Consider the following 19,848-nt stretch of genomic DNA (forward strand, 5'->3'; position numbering starts at 1 on the left):
GCGTTAAAATATCGCTTTTATTGTGCTAATTTTGTTGGCTCCATTGCTTGGGCGATAAGCCATACATTCTTTTAAACTCTCTGCTGAACTGAGAACTGCTTACATAACCCATTTCCATGGCTGCAACATTGACATTGGTTCCTTGTGTTATTTGCATGGCGGCATGATTAAGCCTCATTGATTTAACAAATTGAATAGGGGACATGTTAGTTGCTTGTTTAAATTTACGATGGAATACAGCGCGGCTCATACCTATTTGGCTAGCCATGTCTTCAATAGTTATGTTTTCATGCAAATGAGAGGATAAAAATGCAATTGAACGTGCAATCTCGTTACCCACACCAAATGCCCGTTTAAACGCATAGCCTGCTTGACCTTTTAACAGCGCGTAATATAGTTCACGCAAGCGTGCTTTCTTCAATATGGCTAAATCAATAGCATCATCGTCGAGCAGCAACACTTTATACAACGCATCGGTAAAGTTATGTTCCCAATCGGCAGTTAAAATACTTTGTGAAGGATAACTCACGTTAGGTATTTGTTGGGTGCTAGTTGCGCTCTGTATCTCGAGTGCTAACTCGGTCATAATTCCTGTATCTATCGAAATATATACACCTATTAATGGGTTATCTGTCGAGGCTTTTGGAGTGCCGGCTTCAATAGGCATAGGCATTGTGCAACATATGTATTGTGTGTTGTCATAAAAGTGTTTGTTGCCATCTAAAATAGCTTCTTTTGTGCCTAAAACAATAGCCGTGACAGAAGGTTCATAGACCGCTGGTGAACATTCAATAGGGTCTGTGATTTTAAATAATTGAATGCCTTCAATACCTGTTTGTACCATGCCGCTTTCATTCATTTTTCTATTAATTAGTTGTAGTATTTTGGCTTTACTCATAGTCAATAATCACTCGTTAAACAGGTGGTAAAATTAGCATTAGAGTTTGTGTAACTCAATAAGGTGATACAAATAGGCATGTTTTAAGGATTATTAAGCCTTTTAGCATGTGTGGCTGAGATTATAATGTCTGCATATCAAAATTAACGTTATTCATCTCGGACAACATTATGACGCAAAAAAATCAATTTGGGCCTAACGGCTGGACACCTGAGAACTTAAGCGCTTTGCATGGCAAAACTTATCTAATTACGGGAGCAAATACAGGCGCAGGCTTTCAAGCAACTCGCATATTACTTTCTAAGGGAGCTAATGTTGTTATGCTAAATCGTAATCCAAGTAAATCTGTGCTGGCAATTACAAAGCTCAAGGATGAATTTGGCAGCGGGGCAAACGTCAGCTTTATAACATTGGATTTAGCCGATTTGACATCAGTACGCACTGCTTGCACAGAAATTTTGATAAAAGTACCTCAAATTAACGCACTAATTTGTAATGGTGCAATAGCGCAAGTTGAGCAGCAACAATTTACAGCAGATGGTTTTGAAAGCCAGTTAGGCGTTAACCATTATGGCCATTTTTTATTATGCGGTTTGTTGTTTGAGCGAATTAACACATCGAAGGGACGTATTGTTGTGGTGTCGAGTGAAGGGCACAAAATGGGGCTTAAAACAATTCAGTTTGAAGACATGAACTGGGATAAAAATTACAACGCAAATAAAGTGTATAGCCAAAGTAAATTGGCGCAAATGATGTTCGCTTACGAACTGCAAAGTAAAGTTAAAGCGGCCGATAAAAATGTGGAAGTATATGTTTGTCATCCTGGGGCATCAAACACATCATTAATTAGGGAAACAGCAAGTTTTGCTACTAGGTTATCGTGGTCATTTATGGTCAAACTGGGTGTTGCTCAATCAGCTGAAAAAGGCGCTTATCCAGAAGTAATGTGCGCAGCTCAAAGTAACCTAAAACAGCATGCCTACTACGGACCAACCGGATTTTTAAACTTTGGCGGCCCTGTAGGCGAATGTAAGCTCGAATCATTTGTGTTAGATAAAAAGGTTTTAACAAAATTATGGACGCTTTCGGAACAACAAACAGCATTTAAATGGCAACTGTAGAAAGCAATATTTACTTGACGGGCACCTCACCTATAAAACATTTCATTTATATATTGGGAGTATTTATGTCGGCCTCAACAACGTTAGCGAATGAACTTATTAGCGAACAAAACACTTCACAACCATCAATAAATAGCGCGTTGGTTCAGGATCATGAAGGTAATATTTATCGAACAGTTACGATTGGTAAACAAATATGGTTAGCTGAAAACCTTCGTGTGACTAAGTTTCAAGATGGCTCAAAGGTTAATACTGGCTTTATACCTAATGATGATAAAAGTAATTTAGCTATTTATGGTAGGCTTTACGATTGGTATGACGTAACAGATACGCGAAACCTCTGCCCAGAAGGATGGCGAGTCGCCTCTGATGAAGACTACAAAGCTTTAGAGATAGCTATAGGAATAGATAAAACAGACGTGGATAAACTTGGGTGGCGTGGACAAGACGACGTGGCAATTACGTTAAAAGTAAAGCAACCCGACACTATTTTTAAGCGTTTTAATCAATTGCAAGTAAATAAATACGGCTTTTCTGCTATGCCTGCGGGGGTCAAATTAGGAAATTGGTATATCACTCAGGGTATGTATACCGAGTTTTGGACAAGCACCAATGCAACTAATTCTGAGGCTTATGCAAGAACACTTGCTTATTCGTGGTGGAACTCTCACAAGGGCGAAATTCGCCGTGCGAAGCTTAATAAAGAGTATATGTTTTCAGTTCGATGCGTAAAAATTTAGGTGGTTAGATAATGCTATTAAAAATTACATTCGTGTTGTTTATTACACTTTTTACAGCAACAGGTTGCGTAAATACGAACCAAGCTTCGTCGGGCGATGATATTGATAAAGATCTTATTGTGCTGGCACATGGATTAGGAAGAAGCGATTGGGCCATGTGGAAATTAGCGCAAAGGCTAGAGCAAGCAGGGTATAAAGTATGCAGTTTAGATTACGCAACAATTGGCGAAAGTGTTGAGGCAGTATTGAAAGACACAACAAAACAAATAGATGCCTGTATTATCAATTCTTCAAAAGTGCACTTTGTAGGGCATTCTTTAGGTGGGTTAGTAATTAGAGCATATTTACAAAACGCTAATCACACACTAAAAAATGCGGCTATAGGAAATAGTGTTTTAATAGGCACGCCAAATAAAGGGAGTGAACTGGCTGATCACTTTAAAAACTCTTGGTTAATTACTTTAGGAGGTGGCATTAGCAAATCATTAGTTACAGGTGTGAATAGCCTTGGTAATAATTTGGGAGAGTTAACTGTAAAGTTTGGCGTAATAGCAGGTACAAAGTCGTCTAGCTTAACTAACGATAAATTTAATGGTGTTAATGATGGGCTTGTATCGGTTGAATCCACTAAATTAGCGAACATGCATGATTTTATTACTATTAATGTAAGCCACTCTGAAATGCGCTACAACGAAAATGTTGCTTATCAAACTGTACATTTTTTACAAACAGGTTATTTTAAGCACTAATTTTATGCATGATTAGCTAGCTACTATCAAAAAATACTTCAGTTTATTTAACCTTAACAGAGAGGTTAAAAGCCACCGTTTAAATATTAAACCCACTTAATAAAGCCTCTTCAGCAATATTTACCATCGACTAAAAATAGAGAGTTAACAACGCGTTTAACGCTTGAATTGAAAAATTTTATTTGAACTTGTGATTTTTTCGCAGTTGCTGCGAATAACTAGGTAATAAACTAAGCAGATATTACTTTAGGGTCGATATGTTTTAAATAGTATTTAAAACATATCGAAGGCATACCCGTAAATAGGGCTAGAGTGCTTTATGCTATTAAATAAACTTCAAAACCTCAATATTATGAAATTAAGAAAAAGTGATGGATTAACCAGTAAATGACCACAACTAAAAAAACACAATTTGCTCAAGCAATGGAGCAACATAAAGGCATTATTTATAAAATTGTGAATTCATACTGTCAAAACAAAGATGACCGACAAGACTTAGCCCAAGAAATATTAACAACGATGTGGTTAGCTTATGATAATTACAACAATGCTTATAAGTTTTCAACGTGGATGTACCGAATTTCGCTGAATGTAGCTATATCTTATTACCGAAAAGACAGTCGGCGAGAAGATAAAGCAAATGAAGAGTGCATAGTGAAGATTGCTGACTTATCGCAAGAAGGTGAGAGCAACGAGGTGGTAAAGCAGTTATATGAGTTTATTGGTCAACTCGATAAATTAAATAAGGCGATTATGCTCCTTTATTTAGAGAGTGAATCTTACGAAAGCATAGCCAATAGCTTAGGGATCAGTAAAACCAATGTTGCTACGCGAATTAGTCGAATTAAACACACATTAAAACTTCAATTTGAAACACGGGATTCTTAACATGAATTTAGATAACTTTAAAAGCGCTTGGCAACAACAAAGCACTGATACACATAGTGCTATTGAAATTAATCAAGCAAAGCTTGCTGAAATAAAAATAAATAAACAAATAAAAGCACTTAATAAAATGAAATGGGCACGAATAATTGAAAGCGTTGTCTTTTTAATTATCATTGTACTGTTGTGGAAGTATATTGCTGCAGGCTTTACTTTTTCAGCGCCAATAATTTCAGGCTTTGTCCTCAACCTGTTTGCCATCATTGGGCTTGCAGGAAATATTGGCCAAATTGTTTTAATTTCAAACATTGACTATTCAAAACCAGTTAACCAACTACAAAAAGATTTTTACCGTGTTTGTTCTCATAAATTAGAATTGACCAAGTTGCTACTTATGTCAGTTCCCTTTTATCTTGCTTATGTTTTTATTGGGTTTGATCTACTTTTTGGAATTGATTTATATCAGTATTTAGAGCTGCACATGATTTGGTTTTACTCTTTGTCGTCAGTACTGCTTTTTATAGCTACAGCATGGGTATTTGCTAAATTAAATTATAAGAACATTTCTGAGAAATGGGTTAATGCGAGTGTTCAATTTATTGTTGGTAAACGTTTGGTCACTATGGCTGAGTTTTTAAATAGCTCTGAGTTAATAGAAAGTTAGTTATCAAATGCTGTGTTTGTGTAGAAAATAGTTAATGATTTTTTTGCATAAACTCTTTAGATAATTGATTTTTCTGTAATTAAGCTGCCAAATTTTTTCATCGCTTCTATACTATGTAAAACGCGTAGTTAATGAGTTAGAAGTAGTGCCTGCCAGTAAAAATAATCTAGAGCAAGAAAACACAAAACTAAAGCGAGCGATTGCTGAGCTTACTTATGAACGAGATAAGTACAAAAAAATCTTTGACGCTTCGGCCGACGCGTATTCAGTTATCGATTTAAGCTCAGGTAAGTTTATAGAATGCAACCAAGCAGCTATTGATATGCACGGTGTTAATAGCATGGGCAACTTTTTAAACCTTAGTCCTGCTGACTTGTCACCCGAGTTACAACCCTGTGGTAATCGTTCAGATGTTTTAGCTAAAGCGCATATAAATTGCGCCATAGAACAGGGCTTTCATAGTTTTAAATGGATACATTCGCGTTTAGATGGCACAACGTTTAACTGTTTAGTTAACTTGACTGGATTATTCATAGAGGGCAGTCAATTAATATTGGCGGTTGGTCGAGACATATCCGATATAGAAATAGCCCAAAAAAAAATCAGTACCGAAGCTTCAGAAAAGCAGCGATTTAAACAAGCGTTTTTGGGAGAAAAAGAAAAGTTTGAAAAGTTTGTTGATTTGGCACCCGTTGGTATTGCAATTAATTCAATATCTGACGGCAGCTTTGAGTTTGTGAATGAGGAGTTTGGCAGAATCACAGGCTATAGCGTTGATGAGCTAAATCAAATGGACTATTGGCAGCTCACCCCTGAAAAGTACGAGAAACAAGAACATGAACAGCTAGAATTACTTGCTAAATATGGCCAGTATGGGCCGTATCAAAAAGAATATATACATAAAAACGGCAATGTATATCCCGTATTATTATCGGGTATAAAAATTACAGATAGCAAAGGTGAAACATTTATTTGGTCTGTCGTTCAAGATATAGCTCATCAAAAACAGAGTGAGCAACAAATTAAAACGGCGAAAGAAAAGGTGGATTCTTTTGCTTTGCGTATGCAATTAGCCAATGACTCTGCGGGTATTGGGGTATGGGAGTTAGATTTAAAAACAGAAAAACTAGTATGGGATTCTTGGATGTACAAATTATACGGCATCTCAGAGTTAGAGTTTTCCTGCACATACCAAGCATGGCTTGATAGAGTTCATGTCGATGACGTTGAACATAATGAACGTATGTTGGATGAAGCAATCAACGGGGTAGGCATTTACGACCCAGAGTTTCGCGTTGTACACCCTGATGGAAATATCCGGACAATTAAAGCAAGTGCAGAGATATTGAGAGATTCGCATGGTGCAGCCATAAAAGTAGTTGGTGTAAATTACGATGTAACCGAAAAAGTAGATGCAATACGAAAATTGTTCGATGCAAAGTTAGCTGCTGAAAATGCTGCACAATCAAAAAGTGACTTTTTGGCTAATATGAGTCATGAAATTCGCACCCCTATGAATGCAATTCTAGGTGGTTTGCAACTGTTAAAAAATATTAATTTACCTGAAGAGTTAAGGGCAGTACTTAAAAATGCCTCTTATTCGGGACAAAGCCTTTTAACTATTATTAACGATATTTTAGATTACTCTAAGATAGAGTCCAACCAACTACAGTTAGAAAAAGCATCATTCTCATTAACTGAGGTATTAAATTCTATAACCTATGACTTAGACTCCTTAGTTAGTGAAAAACGTATCGGCTTTACCGTAAATAAAGATGAAAGTTATTACGAATATTGGGTAGGTGATTTAGTTCGAGTTAAGCAAATACTATTAAATTTAAGCTCTAATGCGGTTAAATTTACAGATAAGGGAAGTGTTAAAATAAACGCGAGCAGTAAAGTTTTTGAAGGTAAAGAGGCTATATATCTAGAGGTTGTAGACTCAGGAATAGGTATGAGCAAGGAAGTTACTGAGCACATTTTTGAGCGGTTTACTCAAGCAGACTCCTCTACAACAAGAAAATATGGCGGGACAGGTTTAGGCATGTCTATTACCACCAGCTTAGTTAAAATGATGGGCGGCGAAATCGATATCCAAAGTAAGCAAGGGCTTGGTACAACTGTCACGATTAAATTACCATTACCTAAAGCAAATAACATAGCAGATAAAGCCCCTAAAAAATCGTTTAAAGCGCCTAATTTAAAGGGTAAAAAAATACTTATTGCTGAAGATAACAATATTAACCAAGTGTTGATTAAAGCCATGATGGCTAAAACAAATGCCGATATTACAATTGTCGAAAATGGTTTACTTGCGTTTGAGGCAGTTCAACTAGAGTTGTTTGATTTGGTATTTATGGATATTCATATGCCGGTTATGGATGGGATTGAGGCTAATCAACAGATAAAAACAATACTGCCAAATTTGCCTATTATTGCGTTAACAGCCAATGTAATGGATAAAGACGTAAAACATTACTACCAGCAAGGTTTCATCTTTCATGTACCTAAACCAATCGATATCAACGAGTTATATGGCACACTCAGGCGTTGTTTGTATTTAATCGCTTAATTAATGTTGGCTATATAAAATAAGGCCTGTCCAATAGAAAAGTATTTGGTTTTGAAAATAACATCAGCAGGGTTTAAAAACTACTGACAAATTTCTCGTAGAATATTGTATGTAATACTAATCTGCAATAATACTTAATCATTTTTCGAGGCTAAACATGTCGCTACCTGCGTTACAAAATGTTCATTTAGAGCAACTAAATAGTGATATTTTTGCCTAGCTATCAACACGTTTTTCCAGCCTCAAAATAGCTCACTTAATTAAGTGAATGGGTCCAATACTGGTTATTTTTCTATTTTACCTTTTAGAACATAAATTTCACCATCAAAGCTACCTTGAATAGTTAACCCTTGACCGGCAAGCTCTTTTAAGTATTCGATATGCTCTTCAGTGATGTGTTGCCCTGGAACTAATAACGGTATACCTGGAGGATAGGGGGTAACTAAACCAGCACAAATACGATTATTGCTTTTAGCAATAGGCACCGACTCGCGTTCGCCATAAAAAGCATCGCCTGGAATACACGCTAAATCGATGGCTGGTAAGCTTTCTGGCAAGCGAGAGCGCCTTGTTGATTTGGCTAGTTTTACTCTCCCACTATCAAGTTTTTTTAATGCATTGTATAAACGAATAATCTTTGAACGAGTACCACCAAGCGTTAATAATACCAAAATTGTACTGTGAGTGTATTTTTCTATTTCTAGGCCAATTTCATCTAATAAAAACTTATGAATGTCTTTTAATGAGTAGGGTAATTCACTAATATCGATAAGGATTTTTAGTGGATCGTGACCCATATTATCTTCACTAAAGTGTGGAAATATTTCCATAAAATCGTCTTTACCCAGCACTTTAATGTATTTCAACGATGCCATTTGTTGTTTAAATTCGTCGACATGGTTTAACAAGGCATTAAGTAATTTATAGCCTTCCATTTCCAATTGTTTTTGGCATACGTCAAGCGAGGCAATAAGCTGATACTTGGGCGATGTACTGGCGTAAATACTGTAAATTTCTCTAAAAAAATCTGCATCGAAGTCTGGATCATTCACATGAATATAAGACGCCTGTGAAAACGCCGATACCACTTTATGTGCTGAATGAGTGACATAATCGGCTCCAGCATGAATGGCTGAGTAGTAACGCAGGCTCGGGTGAAACAAAGAGTAAGCAAACCAGGCTTCGTCAATGAATACTTTAATGCCGTGTTGATGGGCAAAATCCACAACTTGTTTTAAATCGCTTAATAAACCATCGTAAGTACAACCGGTAAGCACCAGTAGTTTTGCATCGGTATTTTGCTCTATTGTTTGTTTTATATCGGCTAACGAAGGTGGCGCAAAAATACCATATTTAGGGTTTAATATACTCGATAAATAAATGGGTAAACTGGCTGATTGCAAAATGCCATAATGAACAGATTTATGACAATTACGGTCAATAATGACCTTATCCCCCTTACGTAACAGGGTTTGTAAAATAATTTTATTTGAAGTAGAAGACCCGTTAGTAACAAAGTAGGTATGCTTTACCTCAAACGTTGCAGCTGCAGATTCTTGAGCACGCCCAATGGTATTGGTGCTATCAGATAAAGAGCCTAACGAATCGACAGATACCGACAGATCGCCAACAAACACATTGCGGCCATAAAACTGATAGAAGTCTTTAATATAAGGCGAGTTTCTAAAGCTAGAGCCACCACTATGGCCCGGTGTGTGCCATGAATCGTTCGACTCGCCAACATAACGGCGATACGCAGTCCAAAACGGGGTTTCTGAACGGTCGTCAAAGTCGTTGATCATATAGCCTAAAATAGCTTCGGGGTCAGAAATAACCTCGTCTTTAAAGAAAAACGATTCAATTTCTTCTGACTCGTTGACTATTTCCAGCCCTTTAGTATCATCGCCAATTACATAAACTGGAAGCTCTAATCGAATGGCTTTTAACTGCTCAATAAAGCGGCTATACGTTCTCTCGCCAACCTTGTTTTGTAAATCCCAACTAAGTACAACAGCCTGAATATCACCATCTTCTTCAACACTTGTTATCGCATCTTTAAGCGTAAAACGCTCAAGAATATCGATATGGATATCGTCTCGCTCAAAATTTGGTATCGCTTTAGAGAGATTTGTAGACAACTCTTTTAAAGTGGCTTGGTCTTGCTCAATTAATAATATACGCAGTAAAGGCAACATAGGGGTTTTCGTAATAAAATCATATAATACTCAGTAGCATAACCAATGCATTGGCACTTGTGAAATTAATACTTTGTAAATGTGCATTAATTATATTTTATGCACGTCCATGTTTAATGTTTCATTCTCAATAAAAGTTCACGCAAGCGAATGTCCTACAACTGTTTTAAAGTAAAAAGTTGATCACTATGCGTAAACTTATCTTTTACTCTGTTTTATCTTTAAACTCACACAAGTCTTCAATAATACAGCTGCCGCATTTAGGTTTGCGAGCAGTGCACACGTAGCGGCCATGAAGAATTAACCAATGGTGGACATCAACTTTGAACTCTTTTGGCACTACTTTTTCGAGCTTTTTTTCCACTTCAACAACGTTCTTACCCATAGCAAATTTAGTGCGGTTCGATACACGATCGATGTGTGTGTCGACAGCGATTGTCGGCCAGACAATATATAATTAAACTAGATTGTGATACAGTCCTTTCATAATAGATAACTAACGATTTGAAAAGCCCTATGTCAGAAAAACCTTTGTTGTTCAGCTATGTGAGATTTTCTACTCAAGAGCAAGCCAAGGGACATTCCCTTAAAAGGCAATTAGATTATGCAAATAAAGTAGCTAAGGAAAGAGGATTATTATTGGATGAGTCTCTTACAATGAGAGATCTAGGCCTTAGTGCATATCATGGAAATAATATTAAAAAAGGTGCATTTGGAGTATTTTTAAAAGCGATAGAGGACGGTAATATCCCTTCAGGCTCAGTTTTGCTTATTGAAAGTCTAGATAGAATGTCAAGAAGGAAGGTCTCAGAATGCGCAAGTATTGTAACTCAGATAATCAATGCTGGTATTACAGTAATAACCGCAATAGACAACAAAGAATATAACAGCCAACTTATTGATGAAAACCCGTTTGAGTTACTTGCCATGTTGATGATCTTCATGCGAGCAAATGAAGAGAGTGAAACCAAATCTCAACGTGTACGAGATGTATTGAAACAGCAGTGTGATGATTGGAGTGCGGGCAAGCGTGGATTCAGAGTAAATTGTGGTAAGCCGCCTAGTTGGACTGTGTGGAATGATGATAAAAAAATATTTGAATTTGAGCCACATCATAAAAAAATTATGCTCCGCAAAATAGAGCTTTTTAAAAAAGGATATGGCGGCATAAAAATAGCAATGTTAATTAATAGTGAGTTTGGTGCAGGCACTATTCATCATACTGGTGCCAATGTATATAAAGAGGTTAAGCGTCGTTCACTTATTGGTGAGCTCAATGTAAAAGTAGGGAATGCAGAGTATGGCCTTAAAGGTTATTATCCTCCGCTGATGAGTGAATCTGAATTTAACTTTTTAGTCGCTGATTCATCTAAGCGTGGCGCTACTAAACAATCACAGAAGTTTGTTGGTATTTTATCTGGGGTAGGTGTATTTAAATGCGGCAATTGCGGAAAGTCTGTAGGTTCACATGTTGTTTATCGAAACAAATGTTTGAATGAAGTAAAAAGCAGCCATAAACGATATGGCTGTGTTGAAGCACGGCGAAAAAATAACTGTGAAATGAATTCAACCGTCCAAATTGATGTGATAGAAAAAGCAGTTGTCACTTTTTGCCAAGATAAGGTTAACCTACAGCGTATTTTGTTAAAAGGTGGAGATAGGGAGGCCATTAACAGCCAAGAGGCTAATCTTAGGGCGCGTTTAGTTAAAATTAATGGTGATATAGATTTATTTACTGAGGCTCTTCTGACTTTAAATGGAACTCCGCCACAGGCCATTGCTAACAAAATATCCAAACTTGAGTCTGAGGCACGTGATGTTGAGTCGCAGATTAGTATTAGTAAAAATAAGTTAGCTAGAATTGATAACTCATTTCGTGATGAAGTAACTGATCGGTGGTTATCAATTACTAAAAACCTTATAAAACTTTCCAACGACGAACGTCTAGCTATTCGTCAACTAGTTAAAGACACTTTTAAAAGCATCAGTTTACAATTAAATACATTTAGCGGCGATAAAGGTGGCCTCAATAATGTATTTGAGCGTCTGTTAGGTACCTCAAATGCTGATTACTTTGAGCTTTTACTTGAATTTCATAATGATAAGAGGCGTTTGTTACGTCTGCATAAACATACTGGTGAGCTAGTTAGTGGTTATGACTTTTGACGTAATTACGAAGAGGTCAGTTGCAAGTTTAACCTTGCAACAGGCCATACTTAATATTACTTAGCTAAAGGGCTTAGCTATTGAGGTTCTTTAAAATAATTAGGGTCAATACTTGTAAACTTAGAACAAAAGGTTTCAATAGTGTGGGCCAACATGGCTTCAAAGACCATTGACTCAACAACCATTCCTGACTGAATAATCTTACCTTGATTGGTAATTATCGCTAGCGCAAATCCTTTTTGCATTTGAAGTCCATCATTATTAGAAAAAATAATTTGCATAGAAACCTTTAATTTATTAAAAAAAGAATTGGTTAGCTTGAAGTTTTAATTAATCAAACTAATAGTACTATGATAACTAATTTCAATAAATTTCAAAAGTTTAGTGATTTTTTTGATGAACTTCTGAATACCTCCGCCAAATGGAGATTTACGTTTCATCTTGATTAAAATTCAGAAAAATATACAAAATTTTATTTAATTTTTTTTAGATAAATGGAGGATAAAGTAATTTTATTTGTGTTTTTTTTAAGCGATCGTTAGGGTTGGTTCATTAATTGTTCAATATTTTTATTATCAATAGGTAGGCTCAAGTTACTCTTCACGCTGAATTGTCTAAGCACTTAAAATATAGGTTTACTTTCTGGACTTTTTAATAACCACGACTAAAACTATTGTTAATACGGTCGCAGGTAATAACCAAATATATTCCGCCATATTATTCATCCTCAAGGTTGTACAGTGATATTCCAACATTAATGATTTTTATTATTTTTGCAAATTAAACCAACAAAACGCAATTCTTCACTTTTACCCATTGCATGGCCCTAGTTAATTTCAGGACAATTAACGAGGACAAATCATGAAAAATATTAAATCTCAATTTATTCGCCAATACGTTCGAGCCAGTAGATCTCCGTGGGATGACTGCTCTACAATTTTATTGTTAGCAGATGTAGTTAATGAACAAACATTAGAGTTAAATTTCAATAATTACATCTATTTACATAGAGATAGCGTTGGAAAAATACTTGGCATTAGTATTTCAAATAGTATGTTGGAAAAAAATCCAAGTTTTGAGAATAGGTATTTAGAAGGGCACGACATGACGCTTTTTTTACTTATCTACATAGAGCAAATAACACAGTTTTGTGAGCTGTTCTCTGAAGAGTTCCAGCAAATATTTATGCAAACGCCAACTACATTTTTTGCAGCAACAGAAAGTGATTGGGTCGATATTATCGACAATGCATAACCCCCTAAGCGAACATTTGTTCGCTTTTTTAAAAATATTTTTCGTAAACCGTTTTAAATACCCATGCCTGATTTTATTTACTAATACGTTATCGATTTTGATAACAAAACACACAAGGATAGTGAAAAAATGAAACATACATACGTATCAACATTGGATTTTTTAAATTTATTACACTCATTTAGCCGAGTAATCACCGCTAATGACCACCAGATAAACTTATTAGAATTACGCAGTGATAATGCGAATTTAGATGAGCTGTGGGAGGTTATTGGCCCTGAAATTACAGCGAATAAAACACTAAATGAGTTTGCTATGCGAAAACTTGCTTATGAGCTCATGCACAGCCTAATTAGCCACCCAGTAGAGCGTGTGGAGCTGCCGTGTGACTTTGAAGATGATGTTTTTGCTTAGTGTGAAATTGAAAAAATTAACGATTGAAACTGAGGTCATAATGGTTATTTTCAAAATCAAAATAACAGCCTAATCATATCTCCCAAAATATGCCTGAATCATTATTTGCTGATTCGTTGCCCTAACTGCAATAGCGTTTAATAGGGCATTTTACTCAGTTACTGAGTATCAAACCTGGGAGGGGGTCCTGCGCAAATACAGGGTTTCGTTACGATGCCTCAAAAGCGAGGTCATTGTAATCATGTTTGGCAAGGCCATAGGTCAAATGCACAAGGGAGGTAGATTTATGTCTATCTCCCTTTTGCGTATTTCAGTAAGTCAGTTCACTCAGTAGTTTTATTACAAATGATAGTGGCGGGGTAAAAAAATAAAAAATAAAAAATAAAAAAATAATTAATTTATTTTTTAACCGTCAGAAATGAATTAATAAATTTATAAAAGTTGCAAATGTGCCTGTATTTTTATTTTTTCTATTTTAATACTTTTAGAGGGGGTTATCTTATTGAAATTAAATAAAATATTTACTGTTTTGGTGGGCAATTTATATGTTTATTGTGGCATTTTATACGAAATGAGTAGGCAATTTATACGGTTTAGGGGGCCATTTTCACTGTAAATAAATAAAACTTTTTTTACCAAAAAACTTACCGAAATTTCTTTTATTCGTTGAGCCGCGGTTAGCATAACAGCATAAACTAGAAATGAGGTAGAGAAATGAGTAGTAAAAATTCTCCAAGAATTGTTTTCGGCAATAAGCTGTTACATGCGGGTTATTCGCTCGATATTAATGAGCAGCGATTAATAAATCTCGCGCTGTCTAAAGTAAACTCCAAAAAGTCTAACCCAGGAAAAATTCTGATTTATCCAACGGAATATGCCAAGTGTTTCGGCCTGAGTAAGTACAGCGTTTATGAGCAGCTGAGTTCTGCCGCAGAGTCACTCAGAGATAAATCTGTAAGCATTTTAGACGATAGCGGGCAGTCGCTTTCAATTCCTTGGGTGAGTAGCGCTTCATACGAAAAGGTGAAAAATCAAGGGTCTTTCATTACACTTGAGTTTTCAGAAGAAATCGAGCCGTATATTTTTAATATAGAGAAAAATTTCACAAGGTTATTTTTTCATAACACAGTAAAATTAAACAGTCTGGCATCATTTCGATTATACGCACTCCTTAATCGGGTGCGAAATTACCACAATTACAAACGACGGGGCGCGGTAGTTGTGAATTTTCAATTACCAGAGATGAAACAAAAATTATTTTTATCCGAATCATATGGAGCATGGCGCGATTTTAAAAACCGCATCCTGTTACCTGCTATTGAAAAAATTAATGCCCACACAGATGTACGCGTAACGTTTAAGCCTAAAAAAATGGGTAACTGTATTACTGCCATTGAATTTTCCTATTTTACTCAATGCTCTAGTGAAAGTGAAGAGTTTGCTAGGCCAAGACTATCTCGTCGCCCTAAAGTCAATAAGGGGTCGCATGCTGAGGGTGTGTGGGCTCGGGGAAACCTCAATCGATTAGGAAATTATGAGCTATCAAACCAAAACGAAAACCCCGCTTTTAGATTGGCAAAAGCAGATATAAGGCGCTGTATAACGTATGCAAAAATCATTGGTGACGATGAAGCTAAGATTTTTTACTCTAAACAATTGAATAAATAAAATAATCATGATGTCTCAATGTTGATACTACTGCATTACGAGTAAAACATTTTTTCAATTTCAGAGCACAATTTAGTTCGGTATATTATTGAGGCACGCAGCAGCTCAGCATCGCTCTCACTGAGAAGTGGTGCTCGTGTCTTCTTGTCAAAACGTTGCGGCATTTCCTCAAATAGTTGTTCGTGGAGTCGTTTAATGTCATCAAAAATTTTGACCGATTGAGAGAATAAAAAAATCTTACTGTAATCGTTTTTTTTTAACGAGGCCAAATATTTTAGTAAAATAGCCTGCCGTGCCGTTTTATTTTTAAATGAGTGCTCAATTTCAACTGCTGCAATAGAGCCATCTAAGAGTCGCACAGCACCATCCACGGTTCGTGTATCAGATAGGTTATTAATACGTTTAAATTCAGGCTCGGTAATAAACCCATTCCACATTGGGGCGTACGTTTCATCACTGTGATAATTATGTATACCGCGCAACATTACAAATGCGTTTATAAGGTTGTGTGCTACATTATTTTGGTTGAACTGCAGAGCAGGGTTTTTATTACTCCTAAAATACACGTCGATGCCCATTAACTCCTCGGCAAATTTGGCAGCAGTATAGGTAGGCACGTAGACACGACCATCTGGACTGCGGTGTGTTTTTACTACACGCAGTAAACCATCTTTTTCTAGCCTGTTTAGGTGTTCCAACGCGAGGCGATGATTAATGCCGTAGAGCCAACGCACAATGCCTGGTGTAACAATAGAAAACCGAATTGCAATAAGCACCGAGACCTTGGTTCTGTTAACCCCTTTTTGGTGGTTATTTTCGCCTAGATAATACCGCATATTAATATCAAAATAGCGAGGGTAGTGAGTATGAAGCGGGTTTTTCGTTTCTAAATCTTTTGATGGTTGCTGAGTCAATTCAAAAATCCTTTTGGTGAGTTAATTATTAAAATTAACTAGCACCGCAACACAAAAATTATCATCATTTTATAATTATATTGCCGTTTTTCATTCCGAGATGCTCTGGCAGCATGTACGGAATGATTGTCGCGATAATTATCGCAACAAAAGCCGCTTTCAGCGGATGGCCTCGTCGCTTCGCTACTCAACCATAGGTCTAAAACGCCCGTCAGCTCTGGTGTTGCTCCGCAACGAGCTGGCTCAACGCGCTATCGCGCTAGCGTTTTATACCCAGCGCGAATGCACCGAGCTACGCTCTGTACTGACCGCCATACTGCCGCTTCAGACAATGCGATGGGTGCCCCATTATCCGCATTTTTCTTCGCTTTTATTTTCTGACGAAAATTATGGTTCGATATCAATTTGTGCCAAATTTTAATCGAATTTCGCTGATGCGAAACACTATCGCGGTCAGTACAGACCAGCTGTACATTCGCGCTTTCTCCATGTGTCTACGGCTTCGCCTACACCACATTACGCGCTTGTTGGCCTCATTCTGAGGCGCTATTTTGCAGTTTTTCGTGCCGAAAAATGCGATCTAAAAACCTGTCTTGCAGACAAAAGCCGCCTTCAAATTAAACTTATTAATAAACTTTTTAGATAAAGAGGAGAGGGTTTTTACTAAAAAAATTAAGTGAAAATAGAAGAAAAGTGAATGCCTTATTCAAACTGTTTGTTGCTGAGCTGCGCAGTCAAACAAGTTTGTTTTTTATCACGAAATCATTAAATTTGAAAGCATTAATTAATGATTATTAAGGTTTAAAAATGAAAAACGACGCTAATGATATTGCTATTAATCCAACAACAGGACTACCTATCACAAATGCCAGTACTAATATCGTAGATGTTGGTGGCAATGTGGTGGGCCAGCCAGACAGGGTAATGACTGTTTATGAGATTGAAGATTCGATAGCCGATTCAAACAATGATGACTGTTTTGATGCATTTGACTCGTTTGATGATGGTTTTTAATGCACAAAATATTGAAAACTATTAATCAATATCGAATAGAAGTCGTCTATTCGACTATTGCATTCATTGGCTCAGCTATACTATTTTTTCAATATCAATCAACTCAAAATTTTGCGTGGTTTATTTCGCTCACTTTATTCTGTAGCAAAATGGCTATTGGCATAATTAACTATGAGCAATATTGCCAAAGCAATAAGCGTAGTATGAAGATAGCGCTCAAATATTTGTTATTTAAATTTGTATAAAACCTGTTTATTTGTCCTAAACACAAAGCGCTCCGAGTTAATCAGGGCGCTTTTTTAGTTTTATAAGTATTTAAGTTTTTGACCAGTCTGCCTTTAAGCTAGTTAAAATATTTTGATTCGACAAACATCAACGTATAAATTATGAAATATTAGATATCAAGTGTGGGCTTGTGGGTACCATCATTTCAGATGATTTTGAGCCACAGCTTGAGAATAACTACAATTTGAAGTAAAACAGGGCACAAAAATTGATATTTTTGATTAGAGCTTCAATTTTAATTTAGAGTAAAAGTATTTTCAGTTAGTGCCAGAGTAGGTCGGATAAGCTAAGCGCCATCAGACACAGTAAAATACTTTACCAATTATTATGTTGTCGAGTGGCTGGAGAGTGCCAAAAGCGGACACTTCTAGTCAATGGTGAGCAACGAATTTATAGCTTGCACAAATATCAGATGTACCTAAAAGTATTTGTAAGTTTAATTAAAGCAATATAGCTGACGAATCCCCACGAATGGCGTAGATAAAACAAATAGTTAGAGGCGAAGGGAACATTCATGGCAGTTCCCGATCTGATCTTTCGCCAAAAACACCTAACCATGAATGCTGCCATGAATGTAAAAACAATGCTCGCCGATTTCCTCTCATTTGTCACCCCCAAATGTATGCACAAAGCCCGATTTTTAGCTGTGGGGGCGGCAGTACAAAGCTTGATGCAGAATGGCCAATGCACGGTAACGGCTATCGGCCGTAATTTTGACAGTGAAACGTCATAAAAACACGGCATCAAACGAGCTGACCGTTTGCTAAGAAATGAAGCGCTTCAAGCAGAGGCGCCGCTTATTTATGGCGAAATGACCCGCTTGCTACGTCAGGGCAAACAGCCGCTGATTTTAGTGGACTGGAGCAATGCCGACACCGAAAAGCGCCATTTTATCCTGCGTGCCAGCCTGGCGCTGGAAGGTCGCCCACTGACGTTACATCAAGTTGTTGTGCCGATGGACGAATATACGTGCCCACACGTACACAGGGCGTTTTTATACCGGTTAAAGCAGGTACTGCCGGCAGACTTTAAGCCGGTGATTATTACCGATGCGGGTTTTAAAGTGCCGTGGTTTAAGCAAATACGTAAGCTCGGCTGGCATTACATTGCCAGAGTTCGTGGCAACCAGACACTGCAACTACCCGGCCAGGATGCCTATATCACGGTTGCCAAAGCCTACAAAAAAGCACGCCCTACGCCCCAAGTCTTGGGTGAGGTTAAGCTGACCAAAGCCCAGCAATATCGCACTCAAGCCGTGCTGGTGGGCACCGGTTGGAAGCTGCGAAAATCCGACAAACACAAGCAATATAAAGAGCCGTGGTTGTTGGTCTCATCCTTGCCCAATTGCTTCGATTACGCGACGAAGATTGCCAAATGCTACGGCAAACGCATGCAAATAGAAGAGAGCTTCCGCGACCAGAAAAGCCAGACCTATGGCTTAGGTAGCGAAGCCCACCGTACTTATAAACGCGAACGATTGGAAGTGCTGTTGCTATTGGCGGCACTGGCAAATTGGTTGCATTACATGATAGGGCTGGCGGCAGAGCTGGCCGGGAAGCACTTGCAGTTTCAGGCTAACAGCATCAAACATCGGCGAGTACTCTCATTTAACTACCTGGGAATGCGATTATCAAAGGCCGCCCAGCTGGGCTTAACTGAAGAAGAGATACAAGCGGCAAGACGGCAAGTCACGCTCTGGGCCGCAGAGTTTGACTGGGGTGTCATCAAACTGGAAAAGAGCTGATACTATGGTCAAATTCGAGGGGATCCCTCAGCAAATATTCATAAATGTTTATACAGCATCAATTGACTTAGTCAAAAATTTGCATTAGTATTAGAGATGTATATTTGTAAGAGAATTTTATGTCTAAAGCATTTTCAAAAGTCTTAGTAATGACGCTTATGCTGGTTGCCTTTGTAGGGCAAGCATTTGCGTATTCTGCTATGCCTTGCGAAATGTCATCAGGTTCTCACGAATCACACATGAACATGAACATGAACATGAACATGGATCATGGTGATATGAATAAAAGCAGTAATGGTCAATCAGAAGATTGTTGTGACGTTGAATGTATTTGTCCTGCAAATGCTTGCTCATCTACGACAGTCCTAAATTCCAGTATTGATTCGACAGATATTCAAATATTCAGTGAATCTGTAGCTGCTCTGCAATCTAAACAACCTCATTCAATTTCCACTTCCCTTTATCGTCCACCAATTTTTGCCTAATACAGGATTAGTGCGTCCAAATTTCTCGCACATGTAATTAATTTTTCTGTTAGTCAATATAGCGTCGTAGCGCTATAGAT

The 19,848-nt window shown here is 37.3% G+C and carries 16 protein-coding genes and 2 pseudogenes; 13 read left to right on the plus strand and 5 right to left on the minus strand.

The genetic code is table 11. The features are described from left to right. Window positions 1–25: 25 nt before the first annotated feature. Window positions 26–898 (minus strand): AraC family transcriptional regulator, encoded by an 873-nt coding sequence (locus PMAN_RS04270; RefSeq protein ID WP_010558049.1) that lies wholly within the window; start codon window positions 896–898, stop codon window positions 26–28. 170 nt (window positions 899–1,068) lie between these two features. Here PMAN_RS04270 and PMAN_RS04275 point away from each other — a divergent pair, with 170 nt between their 5' ends. The 6 genes from PMAN_RS04275 (at window position 1,069) to PMAN_RS04300 (ending at window position 7,629) form a co-directional block, all read left to right on the plus strand. Beyond that, the gene (locus PMAN_RS04275) at window positions 1,069–2,019 is read left to right on the plus strand and encodes an SDR family oxidoreductase (protein ID WP_010558048.1); all 951 of its coding nucleotides are present in this window, start codon (window positions 1,069–1,071) and stop codon (window positions 2,017–2,019) included. A 65-nt stretch (window positions 2,020–2,084) separates the two neighbouring features. Beyond that, complete coding sequence (locus PMAN_RS04280; RefSeq protein ID WP_010558047.1) at window positions 2,085–2,759, plus strand: fibrobacter succinogenes major paralogous domain-containing protein; 675 nt, start codon at window positions 2,085–2,087, stop codon at window positions 2,757–2,759. An 11-nt stretch (window positions 2,760–2,770) separates the two neighbouring features. Continuing rightward, window positions 2,771–3,508, plus strand: coding sequence for an alpha/beta fold hydrolase (locus PMAN_RS04285; protein ID WP_010558046.1), 738 nt, complete (start codon window positions 2,771–2,773; stop codon window positions 3,506–3,508). 387 nt (window positions 3,509–3,895) lie between these two features. After that, a complete protein-coding gene (locus PMAN_RS04290; RefSeq protein ID WP_010558045.1) occupies window positions 3,896–4,396 on the plus strand; it encodes an RNA polymerase sigma factor in 501 nt (166 codons plus the stop codon). A gap of 1 nt (window position 4,397) precedes the next feature. After that, window positions 4,398–5,057, plus strand: coding sequence for a hypothetical protein (locus PMAN_RS04295; RefSeq protein ID WP_010558044.1), 660 nt, complete (start codon window positions 4,398–4,400; stop codon window positions 5,055–5,057). A gap of 145 nt (window positions 5,058–5,202) precedes the next feature. Then, the gene (locus PMAN_RS04300; protein WP_010558043.1) at window positions 5,203–7,629 is read left to right on the plus strand and encodes a PAS domain-containing hybrid sensor histidine kinase/response regulator; all 2,427 of its coding nucleotides are present in this window, start codon (window positions 5,203–5,205) and stop codon (window positions 7,627–7,629) included. A 284-nt stretch (window positions 7,630–7,913) separates the two neighbouring features. On the opposite strand, the gene PMAN_RS04305 is transcribed toward PMAN_RS04300, so the two are convergent. Then, the gene (locus tag PMAN_RS04305; protein ID WP_008131420.1) at window positions 7,914–9,824 is read right to left on the minus strand and encodes an aminotransferase class V-fold PLP-dependent enzyme; all 1,911 of its coding nucleotides are present in this window, start codon (window positions 9,822–9,824) and stop codon (window positions 7,914–7,916) included. A gap of 205 nt (window positions 9,825–10,029) precedes the next feature. Next, a pseudogene (locus PMAN_RS04310) lies at window positions 10,030–10,269 on the minus strand (endonuclease III); the annotation flags it as partial. A 71-nt stretch (window positions 10,270–10,340) separates the two neighbouring features. Here PMAN_RS04310 and PMAN_RS04315 point away from each other — a divergent pair. Then, on the plus strand, window positions 10,341–11,990 hold the full coding sequence (locus PMAN_RS04315) for a recombinase family protein (RefSeq protein ID WP_004589241.1): 1,650 nt from the start codon (window positions 10,341–10,343) through the stop codon (window positions 11,988–11,990). A 77-nt stretch (window positions 11,991–12,067) separates the two neighbouring features. Here the strand turns inward: PMAN_RS04315 and PMAN_RS04320 are convergent, their stop codons facing one another. Beyond that, window positions 12,068–12,271 carry a hypothetical protein gene (locus PMAN_RS04320; RefSeq protein WP_004589242.1) on the minus strand — a complete coding sequence of 68 codons (204 nt, stop codon included), beginning with the start codon at window positions 12,269–12,271 and terminating at the stop codon, window positions 12,068–12,070. A 580-nt stretch (window positions 12,272–12,851) separates the two neighbouring features. Here PMAN_RS04320 and PMAN_RS04325 point away from each other — a divergent pair. The 3 genes from PMAN_RS04325 (at window position 12,852) to PMAN_RS04335 (ending at window position 15,326) form a co-directional block, all read left to right on the plus strand. Continuing rightward, entirely contained in the window at window positions 12,852–13,244 is a 393-nt protein-coding gene (locus PMAN_RS04325; RefSeq protein WP_010558040.1) for a hypothetical protein, read from the plus strand. Window positions 13,245–13,373: 129 nt separating this feature from the next. Further along, a complete protein-coding gene (locus PMAN_RS04330; RefSeq protein ID WP_010558039.1) occupies window positions 13,374–13,658 on the plus strand; it encodes a hypothetical protein in 285 nt (94 codons plus the stop codon). A 714-nt stretch (window positions 13,659–14,372) separates the two neighbouring features. Next, entirely contained in the window at window positions 14,373–15,326 is a 954-nt protein-coding gene (locus PMAN_RS04335; protein WP_010558038.1) for a replication initiation protein, read from the plus strand. Window positions 15,327–15,361: 35 nt separating this feature from the next. Here PMAN_RS04335 and PMAN_RS04340 read toward each other — a convergent pair whose 3' ends face one another. Then, complete coding sequence (locus tag PMAN_RS04340; protein ID WP_010558037.1) at window positions 15,362–16,240, minus strand: hypothetical protein; 879 nt, start codon at window positions 16,238–16,240, stop codon at window positions 15,362–15,364. A gap of 807 nt (window positions 16,241–17,047) precedes the next feature. Here PMAN_RS04340 and PMAN_RS04345 point away from each other — a divergent pair. From PMAN_RS04345 to PMAN_RS04355, 3 genes and pseudogenes are all read left to right on the plus strand, one after another. After that, window positions 17,048–17,254 (plus strand): hypothetical protein, encoded by a 207-nt coding sequence (locus PMAN_RS04345; protein ID WP_010558036.1) that lies wholly within the window; start codon window positions 17,048–17,050, stop codon window positions 17,252–17,254. Between the two features lie 853 nt (window positions 17,255–18,107). Beyond that, window positions 18,108–19,283 (plus strand): annotated as a pseudogene (locus PMAN_RS04350) (IS4 family transposase). Window positions 19,284–19,402: 119 nt separating this feature from the next. Further along, window positions 19,403–19,768 carry a hypothetical protein gene (locus PMAN_RS04355; RefSeq protein ID WP_010558035.1) on the plus strand — a complete coding sequence of 122 codons (366 nt, stop codon included), beginning with the start codon at window positions 19,403–19,405 and terminating at the stop codon, window positions 19,766–19,768. The last annotated feature ends 80 nt before the right edge of the window (window positions 19,769–19,848 follow it).

It is taken from the genome of Pseudoalteromonas marina (genome assembly GCF_000238335.3).
GTDB lineage: Bacteria > Pseudomonadota > Gammaproteobacteria > Enterobacterales > Alteromonadaceae > Pseudoalteromonas > Pseudoalteromonas marina.